Origin of the sequence: Nocardia goodfellowii (assembly GCF_017875645.1) — a bacterium.
Taxonomy (GTDB): Bacteria; Actinomycetota; Actinomycetes; order Mycobacteriales; family Mycobacteriaceae; genus Nocardia; species Nocardia goodfellowii.
The window spans coordinates 330,761-348,330 of record NZ_JAGGMR010000001.1 but is presented as its reverse complement, the minus strand read 5'-3'; the positions used below and the strand labels follow the sequence as shown (position 1 = coordinate 348,330).

Genomic DNA, 17,570 nt, shown 5'->3' with positions numbered 1-17,570 from the left:
ACGGGGCCGGTGCTTCCACCATCATCCGAGGTGCTGGCTGGCAACCGGACTTCGACGACGGACCTGCGACAGGGGCGCGCACACCCGGCACCGGGCAGCGATCCCACGAACGCGATCTCGCCCCCGAGCTCGGTCGCCATGGCGCTGAATCCGTTGTTGGACGACACCATTGATCCGCTGGCGGTGGTGCGCCAGGTGCTCGACGCCGACCCTGAACGGGTACGCAACATGATCGGTTGGCTGAGCGCAGAGCAGCAGACCGTGATTCGACTGCAGCTGTTCGAAGGGCTGGCGGACGCCGAGATCGCGGCCCAGATCCACAACGATGCCAGGTCGGTGGCCCGGGTCGGCAACGATGCGGTGGAGTTGCTGGCGAGCTGGCTCATCGACACCGAAACAGGTCCGGCGATGCCGGAACTCGAATTGCTCCGCCAGGTGCAGCGGTCCGATCCGGAATTCCTGGTTTCGATGTTGAGCAATCCACGCACCAACCGGCTGGTCTCCGCGGATGGACAGCGGCTGGTGCGGTTGTATCTGGTCGAGGGACGCACTCCCGCCGAGGTCGCGGTCGAGGTCGGCGGCTCGATGGCTACTGTGCTGAGCGAGCTGGAGAGCGCCGCACGCGCCTTGGCCGCGACCGCGGCCGTGCTGGACCGACACCTCCGGATCCTGGTGGACGCGGACCGGACCCAGCTCGCTCGCGCCCTGGCGGTGGTGTCCGGCCGGAGCGCGCAATTCGGCGAGCTCCGTTATCTGCGCGGCCTTTCCATGGACGAGGTGCAAGCCGAGCTCGGCCTCGGGGCCGGGTTCGGGAACGTCCGTCTAGCGGCCATCCGCGCATTGCACGATGTCCTGTCTACCGGAGTGTTCCTGTCGACCTCCGATGCATTGGCGATGGTGCGAGCAGCGCAGGCGGAGCAAGCTGATGTATTGCGGCACGCCGTCGAGCGTCTGCGTGGTGCGAACCGTACTCTCGCGGCCCTGAGGTTTGTGGACATGCTGGGAATTGCCGCGATCGCGGCCCGGATGGGTCGTGCGCAACCGGATGTCCAGCAGATGCTGCAGTTTACGACGCGCAGCCTCGTGGCAGCTCTATACGCGGAGACGGGAGGGCAACCGCTTCCGGCCGTAAAGCCCGCTCCACGGCTCAGCCGCCCTGCGGAACAGAAACCGGTCCGCGCCTCGCGGCAGCCGTCGAAGCGTACGAAGCCACCTGAGTCCACGCGCCCGGCAATCGCCGACGGCACTGTGCCGGTGCCGAGTTCGGACCTCTCGCCGGCACCGATCAGCGACGACATCGATGACGGGCGAGACCCGTTCGAAGTAGTCGAGGCAGCCCTCGGTGCAGACCCGAACCTGGTTGCGGATCTGCTGTCACAGCTGGACCCACGTCAACAAGCGATCATCCGGTTGCGGGTTGTCGACGGGCTGCGGTACTCGGAGGTGGCCGAACGAGTCGGTGGCACCGTCAGCGAGGTGTGGCGGGAAAACTCCGAGGCCGTGAGCGAGCTCGCGAAACGCGTCAGTGCTTCGAATCGGGAGCGGGCGGCGGTCGACCTGGAATTCGCTCGGCAGGTCTTCCGGGACAACCCGGCCGTGGGGAAGCGAACCATGCGTGGCCTGAACCACCTGGACGCCACCGGCGTGCGGATCGCGAACTCGGCGCTGGTCTCAGGGCTTTCACCCATCGCCATCGCGGCCGAGACCGGGATCCCCTTGGCTGCGGTCCAGGAGTTACTGCCCAAAGTCGTCAAGCAAGTTGTCGAGCATCTGCTGGATGGACAACCGGACGCGACGCGGTTGGATGCCTACTTCGCGGCCTACGCGAAGCACGCGCCCGCGACCCTGGCTCGAGCTATCCCGCTGCTCGCACCGAAGCCACGGCAATATGCCGAGCAGCGGTACTTCGCTGGCGTACCCCATGCGCAACTGAGAACCCAGCCGGGAATGGGAGACGGCAGGGCGCGCATGGAATCGGTGCGCCACTTGCATGACATTCTTTCGACCCGAGTCTTCTTGACCACCGGTGCGGCACTGGCCGAAGTGAAAATGGCGCAGCGCGAAGAACTCGGGGCCCTGCGTACGGCCATCAGCCGATTGCACGGTGTCGCGGGCAGATTCGCCGAATTGCGCTACTTGGACCAGCTTCGGCTCGCGCTGGTCGCAACCAGGTTGCAGATGCTGCAGCCGGAGGTCGAGCAGCTACAGCGTCTGACTGTGCGCAGCATCGTGGCCGAATTGCGTGCGGCGGGCGGCGGCGGGTACGGCGCTGTGGCCGCCTCCGCCCCGCAGGCGCCGGTTTCCAGTCCGCCGTCGCCGGAATCCGAGGGTGTTGGAGCTTCCCGGACGGCGGGCGACACCTCCGCCATCGATGGCGGCGTCGAATTCCACTTGCCGGATACCCCCGAAACCAGGCAGCCACAGGACAGCCCGAACAACTGTGCCCCGGAAGCTCAACGTTTCACCCGGCTGCTGACCGGCAATAGCGCGATTCAACCGATCCCGGACTCCGCCGAAACCGATTTGGCGGGCGTGGATCCTGACCGCTACGCCCGCCATATGGGTGCCGACTGGCGACCTGGTGGCTTCCGCTCGCTCGACGATGCGGCGGCGCTGGTCCGTGACACCGGCGCGACGGTGAACGCGGTCCTCGAATTCCGCAGCAAACTCGACAGTGGTGAGTTGGTGGGCGCGCACGTGATGGTGCTCTACGCCGACAGCTTGGGCCGGGTCATGGTGCATGAGAAGGTAGACGGCCGCGTTCTCGAGTACGAGTACCAGTCGGGCCGGCAGTCCGCCGATGTCGCGGGCGTCTACGGCATTGTCTTCAACAACGACGGTTCCGCCGTCCGTCCCCTCCATGTCGATCAGGATCCCTCGGCACACGCCGGCGTGGACCGCCCGCACACCAATATCGGTGCCACCGAGACAGACCCGCCGCCGACGGGCTCATCCAGCAGCGTGCCCGCTGAAGTCCGCGAAATCCGGCAGCGTCTGCGAGATGCCGGGATCCAGGCCGTGCTGGCCGGTGGTCAGGCCGCCAACATGTATCGCAGCGAGCCACGTTCGACACCCGACGTCGACTTTGTGGTATCGGGTGATCCGGAAGTCTTGATCACCCAACTCGTCGCGGCTTTCCCCAATCGTGACGTGCTGCCGCAATCAGATGTGAACGGCGACGTGTACGCCATCTACCTACGCGGGCCGGGGATCGCGATCGATCTGCTGATGGACGAGGGCGTGATCGAGCAGACGGCGATGAGCCGGGCGGTGGACGGTGTTATCAGCGTCGAAGACATGATCCTGTTCAAGCTGCTGGCGTTGAGTAGCGATCGGCCACAGGATTTCGATGATCTCGTGTCGATCTTGCGGGCGGGTCACGATCTGGATCTGGACTATCTGACCGCCGCCGTAAGCGCGGAACTCCTCGACGGCGAGTGGTCGCGGGTGCACGAGGCGGCCGGCCTGCCCGCGCCGGAATTGCCGGAGTCGGCCGAAGTGACTACGGGGGGTCGGGACGACTTCGACGATATGCCGGCCGGTTTGAATGATTCGATTCTGGCGGCCATCCGATCTGCCGCCGATCCGGCGCATACCCCTTCGGACGTGATGGCCGACGCCGCCGATCAATCAGACGACAGCGTGCTCGCTGACGTTCTGGCTGGTCTCGGCTTCGACTCGGACGCGGACCTCGCCGCGGTCATCGGCGCATCCGACATGGGCGACACCACCTCGATCGAGGACAGGCCGGATTTTCAGGAACCGGACACAGCGGTCCCCGAGGCGACCACCCAGCGGTGCGCGGACTTCTCCGTCGACACGGTCATCGAGGAAACCGGAAGCGTTGTCGCCCAGCCGTTCACCGATGACCCCGGCTTGAGCGGACGCACCGCCGAGGCGCTGGAAGCCCACGCGAAGGGACGACTGGAACAGTTCGGCAGTAGGGACGAGGTGGCCGCGCGGCTCGCCGACCCGAGCGATCCGCTATCCATCGCCATCGTGGTCGATCACTACGCCTCGGCGGACGCGGACGGCATCGGTGCGCACGCCTACGCGATGGCCAACCGCGGCGGTGTGATCATGGTGCGAGACCTGAACGACAACGGTGGCGTCTGGCGGCCGTTCGTTCCGGGTGAAGTATCGCCGGACGCCGTGCTGATGTCCGCGATCGGCTTCGACAGTGCCGGAAATCCGTTGCGGCACATCGACGAATTCCCCGCCGACCCGGCGGCGCACCCGGAGCACAACATCGGCGCCACCGACCCGTCACCGAACCCGGGGCGGGATCCTCCGTTCGGGCCGGACGACTACCGAGTACTCCCGCCGGATCCGGGCTTCACCGAGGCCGAACGGCTGCGCGCCGACGCGCTGCTGGACCAGCATCCGGCCGCGACGCCCGGCGTCGGTCCAGCGGTGCTGCTGCATTCGCCGGAGCCGAATTCGGATGTGGTGGACGGCGCGTGGCAGCGGGCCAGAGAAAACCGCGTGTTCTGGGACGGCTTGTCCAACGAGCATCGGGATCTGATCCTGCGGGTGTACCCGGATGTCGTGGGCCGGGCCGAGGGCCTGCACAACCTGGTGCCGATACCGTATTTTCCGCAGCGGACACGTCTGCGCGACTACGCCAACCGGATGGCGCTCGCGCGCGAATGGCGTGCGCTGCAGGCGATTCCGGCGATCGCATTGACCCCGGGGGAGCGGTCGCGGCTGCGGGATATCGAGGCGTCGGCGAAGTCGTTGCAGCGCGCCGAGGGTTTGGCCCGCACCGTGCATCGCGGCTTGACCCCGCCGGAGGTGCAACTGCTCGCCTACGGCGACGGCCGGGCCATGATCTCCTTCGGTGATGTCGCGCACGCTAGCTCGGTGAGCTGGATCGTGGCCGAGGCGGGCACCTCGCTCGGTGACCTGGATCCGGTGCTGCTCGCGGCGTGCAACCACTACGACGCGACCAGTCGAACCATGCAGATCCGGGAGGGCGACAACGAGGACCGCCCGGCGGTGATCGCCTGGGTCAGCACCGACCAGGATCTGGGCAGCCGCCCGGGGACCGTGGCCGGGCGGACCGCGCGTGCCGGTGATCTGCTGCTCAATGATCTCGCCGGGTATCAGGTCACCCGGGGTGACGCCGCTGCCCGGAACGGCTCGGGCGCGCCGCCCGCGAACTATCTCTTCGGGCACGGCACCGGGGCGCTGATCACGACGGCCGCTGGTGCGCGTGGCCGGTTCCTGGTCGGCGAACTCGCGAACATCGATGCCGCGCATCGGTTGGCGGAAGCGGTCGTGCTGGTGGATCCGGCCGGAACCGGTCCGATGCGGTCCGCGGCGGAATTCGGCTTCGGTCCGGTGGTCGCCCATGAGCTGCGCGTCACGACCGCGCAGGCCGAAAGTCTCGGAACTCCCGTCTATGTCATGTCCCATGATGGGCGGCTGGTCGCATGGGAGGATGGCCGTCCGCCGGGCTTGCGCCGCAATGCTTTCCGCCGCGGCGGTGTCGGGATGTCGGTGCAGGAGTTCGGCGCGTCTCGGGTCGCGGGCAACCCGTCCGGTCCGCAGCCGATCCCCCAGACGCACGGCTTCGCCGATGTCCAAGCCCGCATTCCGAACGCGACGCAGCACAAATTCGCTCTGATCGCGGCCGGTCTAGGTGTCACTGTCACCGAGAACCCGCCGAACTGGCAGCCGATCCCCGAATTCCCCCGACCAGACACGGTTTCCACCGAGCCGACCGCGCCGAGCTACCCGGACGGCCCGCCCGGCAATCCGATCCGCCCGCCGACGGCGGCCGACAGCGCCCCGTGGGGTCCGCGGTACACCCTGCGTGAACTCGACGGACCGATCCCGCATGCGGACGAAGGTGTCGAGGCGGTTCGGCAGCTGTTCGACCTGCACGGCACGTCGCTCGATACCGCCCCCGTCGCGCAGTTGCTCACCGGGGCCAACGACCCGCGGCACGCGCTACTCAACGCCCGCTGGTGGCACGGGCTGACCCCGGATCAGCAGTTGCGGATGAAGTACGACTATCCGGTCTCGCTGGCCCACACCGAAGGGCTGCCCGCGGACGCGCGCGAGGACGCCTTGCAGCACGCACTGCTGAGCACCATCAACCGGTTGGGCGACGCGGTGATCGACCTGCCCAGGACCGCTGTGGCCGAGCTGGCTGACGCGGAGTCGATCTGGAAGGCGCTGTACCGCGCCGAACAGGTAGCCGCTCAGGTCCGCCCGCCGGTGGAACCGCCGCAGGTACGTGTCCGGTCGCACCGATCCAATGTCGTCGGCAACCGCGGCATGGCCGAATTCAGCGTCGGCCCAGTCGATTCCGCCGAGCACGTGCTGTGGGTGGAGTTCGGCCGCGATGTCGACCTGGCCGAGGCCGACAAGTACCTGTACTCGATGGTGAACCTCTACGAGGCCGTCGCCGCGGAAACCGGCGGGTCGGTGGCGGTGATCGGCCGCCTCGGCGCCGACGCCGGTCAGAATCCGGGCTTGGACCTGCGTGATCGCATCTCCTCCTACAACGCCGTGCGCGCGTTCAACAATGTGCTCGCTGGGCAGTCGGGGGTGATGCCGCAGAACCATCTCATCGCGATGGGCGAGGATGTGCCGGTGGCCGCGCGCGCCGGGTGGCGCGGTGGACTCGCCGGTCAGGTGGCCACGGTGACCTCGCTGAATCCGGCCTCGCTGGATCAGGCGGTGCCGGAGACGGGACGGCTCGGACTACCGCCGGGCCGGGTGTTCCTCGCGCCCGCGACCCCCGCGCAGTGGGCGGTCATGAACGTGCGAAAGCTGCTCGCGGGGATCGATGTTCGGATGCTGTCCGGTCCGAGCCGGACCGCGCGGTTCCTGCACGGGGGTATGCGATCGCTCGGCGTCGGGTCCGACGTCCAACTGCTCTCGGCCGCCGGTCTGCCCGCCCCGGCCCTACCTTCGGCCGCCGTCCGCGATGTCGACGAGCAGGCGCACCTGCGCTGGTTCGGTTTCGCCGACCCCGCAACCCATACGCCCGCCCGAGGTTTGGCCACCCTCGCGCAGATCGCGGCCGGGCGCTACGCGTCGATGACACCAGAATCCGCGACCGCCCCGATCCAGGACGCCACGCATTCCCCGGCGCCGGCCGACGGTATCGAAATCACCGAAAACGATTGCCTGGACCGGTCTTTCGACGCGATCGGCCGGGGCCGCCCGCAGTCCACGATCCGATCCTTCAGCGCTGGCCCCGGTCTGGCGGGTCGCGACGCCGACACCGCCGAGGACCACGCGGGTGGCCGCATGGAGTCGCTGACCTCGCGCGACGAGATCGCCGTACGCCTGCTCGACAGCAAGGACCGCGCCGAAGAGGTGCTCGTCGTCGAGCACTACGAAGGGCCAGACGGCAACGGCATCGGGGCGCACGCCTATGCCATGGCCAGGCGCGGCGGCCAGGTCTTCGAGTTCAACCCCCGCACCCGGATCTGGCGGCCCTACGTGTGGGGCTCCACTCGGCCCGGCGTAGCCAAACTGTCCGGCATCGTCTTCGACAGCAACGGGATTCCGGATCGCCCGAACCAGTTCTATCCGGCCGATCCGGACGCTCGACCCGCCCATAACATCGGCGCCGACGAGGCCGTCGCCGCACCGCCGCCGCGGCCACGCGAGTTCGAGTTGACCATCGCCCCGGACACCGACCTGGACCACGCGCTCAACGGGCTGTCCCAGCTGACCGCTGGGCGCAACGACGCCGAGGTCGACGCGGCGATCGACGCGGTCACCCGGGTCGTGCTGGGCCGCGCGGGCGGCACGGTCCGGATTCAAGTGTCCGGCGATCCGGCGGACGGCCGGGTGCGTCTCGAGGTGACCCCCGAAGGCAGTGACACCGCGGTCGCGCTCACCGTGACCGGTGCGGGCGTAACGCGGACCATCGGCCTGGAAATGCCGGTGCGGCAGTCACATCAGACCGATGTGGAGTTGGCTGGACAGCTGACGCGTGCTCTGGTCTCCGACTGGCGTGTTCCGGAAGCGGCCCACACCTCGGGCAGAATGGCCGAGGAACTGGCTCGCAACGCCCGTGCCCACACCGGCGGCGACGGCTCGTTCGAGGTGCGGGTGACGGGGATAACCGGAGACCGGTTGCTCAGCGTCGAAATGTCCGACAGCAGCGCACAACTCCCGGTCGAACCCGCCGGCGATGACATCACGGGTATCGCTCTGTTGAAGTCCTCGACCCAGCGCTCCGGTTGGGGTTTGGTCGACGACGGTGATGTCGTCGCGGGTAAAACGGTGTGGTTCGAGTTCGACGAAAACCCGCCGGCGGTACCGGATCCCGAGCCGGTAGCCCGGCCCGAGCGGGAGCCGGAACCGCTGGCCGGGCCGGTGCCGACGCGGGACGAATACGAGGTCGCGCGCCCGGACGACAACGACGAGTACAAACCGAAGACCTCGAGCGAAACACCCTTCCGGATCATTCGACTGGGCGCCGATGGTTTGTTCCGAGGCCCCGGCGGGGAGTTGTACAACACTGTCCATCACCATGGCGACTACTTCGTCATGGACAAGAATGGCGAGTTCCGGACCTCGCCGAGTTCCAACCACCCGGCGCTGTACAGCACCTACAGCAGTATCGATGAGGGTCCGGCGGCGATGGGTGACTGGAGAATCGTCGAAGGCAAACTGGTCGAGGTTCACCCGTTCAGCGCCACCTTCTTCACTGCGAGCCAAGATCCGAAGTACGTCACGCAGCTCCGCTTCGAGCTGGCCCGCCGCAACGTAGATCTCACGGACGTAGTATTCGATCACTACGACCTCGACCCGGCCACTTTGTTCGACCGTGACACCACAACCCTCTCTGTCGACGAGCTCATCGAAGGTCGCGGCGCCGACGCCTACCAATTCGCCGGTGCCGGCGACGGATTCTGGACAAAGGCAAAATTCGTCGACCTCGTCCACGTCGAGACACCCCAGGGTCGCACCGACATCTTGTCGGTCACGTTGGCGCTGAACCTCGTTCGCGGCGCAAGCGGCCGGGTCACCCTGGAATTCACCCGCGGCCCGAGCGGGACCACCATGCGGTACAGGAATCTCGACCTCGGTTACGCGGGCATCGACACCAAGGACCCGTCCTTCCAGCCCGGCCCGGATCCCGTGCGCCTCGCCGAGGCGTTCGCCGAGCTGCATGATTCGGTGATCCTGCCCTGGCTCACCGAATCCGGAGCCGCCTTCGTCGGCCACCCGGGCGGCTACGCCGAAACTGTGGTCGGCGAGGTCATGACGACCACCGAGCGCCCCGACAACCTGTACGAGACCGATCGGGTCTCCGACGAGCGCCGTGGATCGGTCCCGCCCGCCCGTGCCTGGGTGATGGAGCAACTCGAAGCGATCGGCTGGAGCCGTGCCGCCGGTGATCACCTCTACGACACACGCTTGCTGACCAGCGAGGTCGTCGCCAATGCCTTGGAGCACAGCACCGGCCAGGTGCGGATCGTGCTCCGGATGCTGCCCGGTTCGGGTGAACTGGTGCTCCAGGTCTTCGACAACGAACCCACTTACCCGCCCACCGGTCCCATCCGCGCCGCCGCCAACGGGATGAAACGGCGCGCGGACGAGGCCGACGCGGCGGCGGCCGCCACGACGCAGTCCGAACTGCCTTCCATCGAAGCGCGGGATGCCCAACTGGCCGAACTCGACGAGAACTTCGAGTTCGATCTGTCGGCGCTGGACACAGACGAGTCCGAACAGGAGTCGCTGCCGGAGCAGGGCGCCGCAGCCGCCCCTGATGCCGGTGACGCGCCCACAGCCGATGTCGATGCCGCCCGCGACGCTGATGCGAATCCCGATGTCGACCCTGCCCGCAACGCAGCCACCGACACTGAAGACGAGCGCGGGCGCGGCGTCAAGCTGACCCACATCGACACCGACGCTTGGGATTACGCACCGCTGGCGAACGGCCGCGGCAAGTCCATCTGGCTCATCCGCTCGATGGCCGGAAGCGATCCGGACGATGGTGGTCAGCCGTCGCAGCCCACCGACCCGCTCGCACCGCAAGGTGACCCGTCGCAGCCACCGTCTTCCGGCGGCTCCGAATCCAGTAATGATTCGCACGCCGTGCAACCGGACCCGCAGGTCCAGTCGGGCGAGTCCGTCTCCTCGCTGATCGGTCAACTCCTTCCCGAACTGCACACGGCCGAGATCATCGGCGACGACCCCGCCGCCGTGCTGTTGCCGGCGGAAGCCGAAATCCTGGTGCGGGAGTCGTCTCCGCCGCAGTGGGTGCGCGAGAAGGCCAATACCCGCACCGCTGCCCGGCGTGCCCTGGCGGCGCTCGGCCACCAGGACGTTGCGATTCTGCGCGGCCCGCTCGGGGAGCCGCTGTTCCCGGACGGCGTCGTCGGCAGCATCACCAACAAGAAGATCGGCCGGGCGTCCGGGTTCGACTACTACGCCGCGGTGGTCGCCGACGCCGGACAGGTCCGCTCGGTCGGCATCGACGCCGAGGACAACGCGTCGGTCCGGAACATGATGTTCGACACCGGCCGCACCGAGGAACTCCTCTGGTTGCAGGAGCAGTTGGACTGCCTGCCGGATTCCGGCGTGGCGTGGGACAAGGTGCTGTTCTCCGCAAAGGAGAGCATCTTCAAAGCCTGGTACACCTTGACCGGGGACGAATCCCTGCGCATACACCACATCTTCCGGAACTCGCTGATCACCTTCGACGCCGACGCGGGCACCTTCCACGTCCGAATCCTGACGGACGCCGTCGGTAGAGACGGCCGTCCGCTCACCGAGATGCACGGCCGTTTCCTGGTGCGCGACAACATGATCGTCACCGCGGTTCTCGTTCCGAACGAGACCCACGAAACCACCACTCCAGCGCTGGCGACCGCCCAGGGTGCCGCTGACCCCGTCGCGGCCGCGCCTACCGCAGCCGGTGCTGTCGACCCCGCGGGCGATCCGGCCACTGCGGAAGCCGCGTCGAGTGATCCGGTCACCGCCGAGCCCGCCTCCGCTGAGACCCTGGCCCCCGTCGACCCCAGTCGAGCGCGCGCCGCTTACGCCGAAGCCGCCTACGCGCTGAAGTGGCTGCTGATGGCGCGCGGGTTCGAAGCCCATGGCATCACGGAGCTCACGCCGCCGCAGGGCCGCAACGAACTTGTGTACACGATGCTGACCGATTGGTCGCGAACGCACCCGGACGCGCTCGCGGCCGACCCGGAATTGCGGGCGCTGTGGCAGGCCTTCCGAGCGATGCTGCCGCAGGGCGAGAACCCGGATATCCTGCTGCCGGTCCGGGTGTGGAACGAAGGCGACCACGCGGGCGTGCTGGAACTGACCGTGCACGAGCACCGCCTGTGGGAAGCCTTCGGTTCCCCCTTCGACCGAGCCGGGGAGGCCGGGCGAGTCGCGGGAATCGTCGCCCCGAACCGCCTGCGAGCATTGGCCGACCTGATGCCGCACGCCGATTCGGCGCGCACGCTACGCGCCGTAGCCGACACGCTGGCGCAACTGCCCACCCCGCCCACCGTGTCCAGTGACCTCGCCGGCCTGCCCGGACACGCCCTGCAGTACGACCCGCAGCTGGCGAAGGGCACGGGCAGCCTGCCACCGCTGCACCTGGACTTGTCCGCCGACCGAGCCACAGCAGCGCCGTCCGCGGACCAACCGTCGAAACCCGTTGCCCCCGAACCCGCCTCACCGGTCTCCGCGTCCGGCCCGCCGACAACCGGTCTCGCCGGCTGGGACGCTGCCTCGCACGATCCACGCAACCAACCGGCACCGCGAACCGGCGACCCGGACGGCACCGACGGCGGACACGGGTTCATCCCCCCGGAAGATGCCGCAACGCAAGAGGATTCGGAATCGCAACCGACCTGGCGGCAGCGCCGCATGCAGGACGAGTTGGAACTCGCCCGCAAGCTCTACAACCTGCCACAGAGCCGGGAAGCGGCCCTCGCAGTATTCGACCGCTTGCGCGAAGTGCTGGTGGCGCTGCACCCCGACGCCACCCCGGCACAGATCGACGCCGCCTTCTACGCTCACACCCGGCCGCGCTGGGGTGGGATGGTGCTGCCCTCGGTACCTCTCGAGGAACTGCGCCGGGACGGCAATCTGCGCGAGCTGATGTCGGCCATTCTCAACGCGACGATCCGCAACGCGGAACTGGATGAAGCTGACCAGGCGGGGACCACGCTGAACGAAGGCATCGCCAAGTTGCTCAACCAGCCGGGCTGGGAGACGCGGGCGGCCGAAATCGGCTTGAACGTGGATGCTTTGGCGCAGGTGCGCGCCCGGATCAAGGCGGAGCATCCGGGCCAGGACATCGAGGCCGAGCAATTGCGCACCGTCAAGTACCAGGTGGCGGACACTCCCGAGGTGCAGGACCTGCTCGACGAGTACGAACGCAGCCGCGAGAACACCCCGTTGCGATCCGACGAGGAGATGCGCCGCCGCCATCTGACCCTGCACGACTGGGCTCTCTTGGGGATGCCGTTGTCGCGACGGGAATTGGAGGCCGTCCCCGACGGACTGGAGGCGTTGCGCAAGGATCGCTTGGATCCGGGTTACGAATTGCCCCGCATGGACCCAGCGGAAGATCGCGACCGTGGCCGCGTCGACACCGATCGATTGGAGGCACAGCTCCGGGCCGAGGACCCCAGCGTCCGTTACGTGCTGCCCCTGTACAAGTACGGCCCGAACGGGCACGTCCGCGATGCCGACGGCAACGCGGTGGTCGAAGCAGTTCTGGTCTACCGCTTCGAGCGGAACGTCGATGCCGCGACAGCTCTGACTCTGGACCCGGAAACCCATACCGTCCCGTTGCCGTGGCAGCCCGGTGTCGTTCTGGTCAACTTCGCCCCGGACCTGCCCTGGTTCCAGCAGGCCGCGGGGGAGGGGATGCCGGTGGCCGCCGGGATCTCCGGAAGTGCCACCCGAATGATGACGCGCCTGGACTGGCTGCAACCGGCGGGTGTGTCGACCGACGACTTCGTCGGCGCGGTGACGGCATTCATGATGCCGCACCATCACTCGCTGTACGAGGTCGTCCAGGGCATCCGAATGGCCGGTATCCCGATGGTCGATCCGGAGATCTTCGCCCGTGACAGCTTCGACGCGAACGCGCTGTACCGCGCGGCCGCGGAGCGGTTCGGATTTGTTGTGCCGGCCGAAGACTGTGTACTGCAAACCATGCGCACGGCTCGCGACAACGGGCTGCACGTCACGGTGCCCACCGAGGCGAAGCTCGCGGGCCGGACACCGGCCGAGGTGGAAGAGAACTACGCGCACGGCCGGCTGCGGTTGGCCGGTTCCCGTGACGAGATCGCCGCTCGCCTGCGTTCGGATGATTCGGTCGCCGCGATGCTGGTCATGGAGGAATATTCGATCGGGGACATGGACGTCGCGCACCTGACGATGTGGCAACTGCGCGGCGGCAAGGTAAGGGTCAGTGATGCCGATATCGACAACGGCGCTTGGCGTGAGCATGTACCCGGCACCGAGAGACCCGGGGTACGCAAGATCTCCGCCATCAGCTACGGCGTCGATGGAAACGCTCTGTCGGCGAGCAGCGAGCACGACGCGGATCTGGCCGCATATCCCGACCAGTTGATCACCCACACCGATCTCACCGCCCGTGAGGTGGAAGTGCTGGACCTGGTGGCGGCAGGCTGGACGAACAAGGACATCGCGCAACAGCTGACGCTGGCCGACGCCACCGTGCACGCCCATCTGACCAATATCGGCAACAAGCTCGGCACCCGCGACCGGGCCGCAATGGCGGCGATCGGGGTGCGCAGGGGAGTCCTGCCGTTCGCCGATCCGGCTGTAGCCGCCAAGATGGAAGGCGGCCTGCACCAGAACGCGTTGGATCCCACTCAGCGCGAGGTGCTGGGGCTCGCGGCCGACGGCTGGTCGAACAAGGAGATCGGGCTGGCGCTCGACATGAGCGAGTCCGCGGTGAAGAACCATCTGGTTCGAATCGGTCGGATCGTGGGGAACAGCAGCCGGGCCGGGATGGTGACGACGGCGTTGCGGGCAGGCATCTTGCCTTTCGCGGCCGAGGAGGCCACGCGCCCGGTGTCCGGGCTCGGTCACGGCACGTTGACCGCCCGGGAAGCCGAGGTACTCAGCCTGCGCGATGCCGGGCGGTCGAATGCCGACATAGCGACGGAACTGTTGATTTCCGAGCACACTGTCGCAACGTATTTGGCGCGCATCGGGCACAAACTCGGCAGCGCGACGATCGATGACGCGACGGCGAGAGCCGTGCCGGTCACCGCGATTCCCCCATCCGCGACACTGGCCGAACCCGTTGCGCCACAGCCTGCCTCGGCTCGCGGGGACGTACACAACGCCGAGACCCAAACCGCGATTCCCGCACCTGCCGCACCCCCGACTCCGCACGAGCCCACCCTGATCGACGCGAGCGCCGCCGCTCCGGAGATCGTCGGACAGGCCCAGACAATGGTCGGCGTCGAACTTCCGCACGCCCCCGAATCAGCTTCGAGCGCACCACAATTGGTGTCCCCGCCATCGGCCCAAGCCAGTGAGTCCAGCCAGGGCGGTGCCAAGCCTTTGCAGCCCAACGGGACTCCTCCGGGATCACCGGTCGATCCGACGGTCGTCCTGTCCGAGGAAGTTCCCGCCTATTTCGATGAGGACGACACGCTCCCCAAGGCCGTTGTGCAGGGCTCGGAACAAGAGGGTCCGGAGCTGCTGGGGCCGGAGCTGATTGCTTCGGAGGGTCCGGAGTTGCTAGGTCCGGAGCAGGCGGCTTCGGAGGGTCCGGAGTTGCTGGGTCCGGAGCAGGCAGCTTCGGAAGGCCCGGAGTTGCTGGGTCCGGAGCTAACGGCTCCGGAAGGCCCGGAATCACTGGGACCGGAGCAGGCGGCTCCCGAGGGTCCGCGGCCGCTCGGCCCGGCACAAGCGGCTACCGAGGGCCCGGAACCACTGATCGAGCCCGTGCCGCTCACGCAGGCCGTGCCGAGCACGGAAATCATCGACGGCGTCGGTCAATTCCACGGCACGGCCCGCACCGCACCGGGCGAAGTCACCCCCCGGCGCGCACGGCAGCTCCTGGAGCGCTCGCTGCGGTTGGTCATGCCCGCGCAGACGGCGTGGCAGCGCGCCAGCCACATGTTCGTGTTGCCTGATGGCCGAACTGTCCAGATCGCGGTGGGTGAGCTGCCTGGCAACTCGGTCGGCAGTATCGAATCGCGCGACGGCGGCACGGGTTTCACGATGACGCTGTCGAGTCGGCTGCGCAATCGTGACTTCCCGCGCGCGGCGGCGCACATCCTGACCCGGCTGCGGCAGCTCACCGATCCGGAGTTCCAGCATCCCGGCCCTCGGTTCGCGGAACTGAAGGTTATTGCCGCGCAACTCGATCAGGCGATCTTCGATCCGTCTCGCCAACATCAGGTCCCGGAGATCCGGCAGGACCTCGAGGACCTGCTGGCAGATCTCGGCATGCTGGAGACGCCGGTCGGCCCGGCCGCCGCGATGCTGGAGGCGCACGATCCGGCGCTCGCCCGGCGCATCAGCCTGGAATACGGTGGCGCCTTCATCGAGCGTCCGGCCTTCGGCAAGGAACTGACCGACCCTGCCTTCGAAGCGGCAAGCCAGGCGCACTTGGCCCAACTCGCCACCCGCCTCACCGGCGACTACGCGGCCGATGTGTTGATGGCCGAGAGCCTTTCGCTGCATGCCCGAATGCGCGAGGAACAATGCCGTCGCCTGTTCGACCCGATCTTCGCCGAGCACGACGTCACCGCCATCCGTAAGCGACTGCAGAAAGCGAACCTCTTCTCCGCCGACGACCTCGTCGCAGCCCTGGAACCGATCAAGCGGGCCTTCAACGATCCGATGTCGCCGCAGCAGCGACTGCGGGAACTGGAGGACGCGATCACCGGAGTGCAGAACTCGACCGGTCACATGGCCGCGATCTGTGAGGCGATCGACTTCGACCAGATGCGCAGAGCGGCCCGCGCCTACTGTCAGCTGTCCGACCGGGTCGGCGGCTATCTGAACCGAGCGACCGGCCAGCTCTACTTCCCGTCGATGCAGGACCGGCCGATGTCGCTGCTCGACTTCTTCCAGGCGGCCGACCGGGCCAACCGTGGCGCGCAACAGCACGGCCTCGACATCGAATACGTGGTCGTGGTGCACGATCACGCCAACGGCTACTCCGCGGTCGACCTGCTGTCCCGGCCGCGACCCCAATACCGGCTGCCCGCCGAGCAGAACCACCCGGTACTCCTGACCCCGCGTCCCGCGCTGGAAGGGGTCGACAGCGGCCACACCGTCGAGGTCGGCGTCGGGCGCGGCGGTTACGCCGTCGAGGTGATACCCGCCCAGGACACCACCGGAGGCAGGCTCATCCTGCAGACCGAGCTGCCCTCGGATTACGCCGACGCCGGCCAGCGGCGACGCAATCTCGGCATCCTCGACGCCGGCCCGCTGACCAGGCCCGGGGCCCTCATGGTGTGGGCGGATCTGCTGCAGCACGGCGAGGTGCTCAACCTCGGCGGCAACGGCGGTGTCGCGCGCTACATCATCAACAATGTCAGCGCCCACTACGGTGACGCCGACTACGACACGCTGGCCCGGCAGCTGCCCGGCACCCTGGTGCCCGGCGCGCGGATCGAAATCCAATGGGACACCACGTCGGAACGCGTCGAGGGCGGCACTCCCGGCGACCGGGGCCACATCCAGGGCGACCGGCTGATGCTGGCGATCAAGCGCGTCCTGCCGCCCTCGGTCGCGGCCGCCTTCGAAGAAGTCGAGCACACCGTCTTCCCGGACCCGGGCAGTAACGAATACCTGTTCACCATCGACGCGGGCGTCAGCAACACCGTCGACCCGGAGGCGATGGGCAGGTACGCACCGCCCGCGCCCACCGACCGTATGGTGATCGTGTACCGACCGAATCCCCGAGGTGGTGTGCGGTAATGGCCGAGATCGAGGGTGTGCGGCAGTGGCTGGATCGCGCCGCCGAGTTCCTCAGCGCTCAGCTGCGCTGGCTCGGCGGCCAGATCGTGCCGGGCGCGGTCCCGCATGTCGTCATCCCGGCCCGCCCCGCCCGCATCGACAACACCGATCCCGGCCGTTACCGCTTCGAAGCGGTCGCGAATCTATCCTGGCGGGACGACCCCACCGCCGCCCATCGCGCCGCGCACATATTGACCACCGCGGGCTGGGCCGTTGCGCTGCAACGAGATCCGCACTACCCGACAGTGGTCACCGTCACCGCCACCCGCGAAGGCTACCGGCTGCAAGTCCGCACCGAGGAGGGCTACGACGGCATCGTCCTGCTCGGCGAGACCCCCGGAATCGCCCTGTACGAAGAAGTCACGCCCCCGGCCCCGGCTCCCGCCGTAACCTCCGCCACCGCGCACCCCGGTGCGGTCCTCTGCTACGAATGCGACGGTCTCGGCGCCTGTCCCACCTGCCAGGGTCGCGGCTGGACCAAGGGCGGCCCCTCTGGTCGCCACCGCTGCCGCGGCTGCCTGGGGTCGCGCAGATGCCCGATATGCGAGGGCGCGGGGGAACTTCCCCTGGAAGATCTGTCCGACGCCGACCGGGTCCATTACCCCCGTATACCCTAA

At 67.9% G+C, this 17,570-nt stretch carries 2 protein-coding genes (1 of these 2 cut by a window edge); both read left to right on the top strand.

Going from position 1 to position 17,570, the window contains the following annotated elements; translation table 11 throughout:
* Positions 1 to 16,914: the 3' portion of a LuxR C-terminal-related transcriptional regulator gene (locus BJ987_RS01580; protein ID WP_209883991.1), read on the top strand. The gene continues 34,704 nt to the left of window position 1, outside the view; only the last 16,914 of its 51,618 coding nucleotides appear in the window; its start codon lies off the left edge, out of view; the stop codon is at positions 16,912 to 16,914.
* On the top strand, positions 16,914 to 17,570 hold the full coding sequence (locus tag BJ987_RS01575) for a hypothetical protein (protein ID WP_209883989.1): 657 nt from the start codon (positions 16,914 to 16,916) through the stop codon (positions 17,568 to 17,570). Before BJ987_RS01580 ends, BJ987_RS01575 begins: the two co-directional genes overlap by 1 nt.

Excerpts from the sequence above, each read along its gene's own strand:
- BJ987_RS01575 (WP_209883989.1), top strand. The coding sequence starts at position 16,914 with ATGGCCGAGATCGAGGGTGTGCGGCAGTGGCTGGATCGCGCCGCCGAG.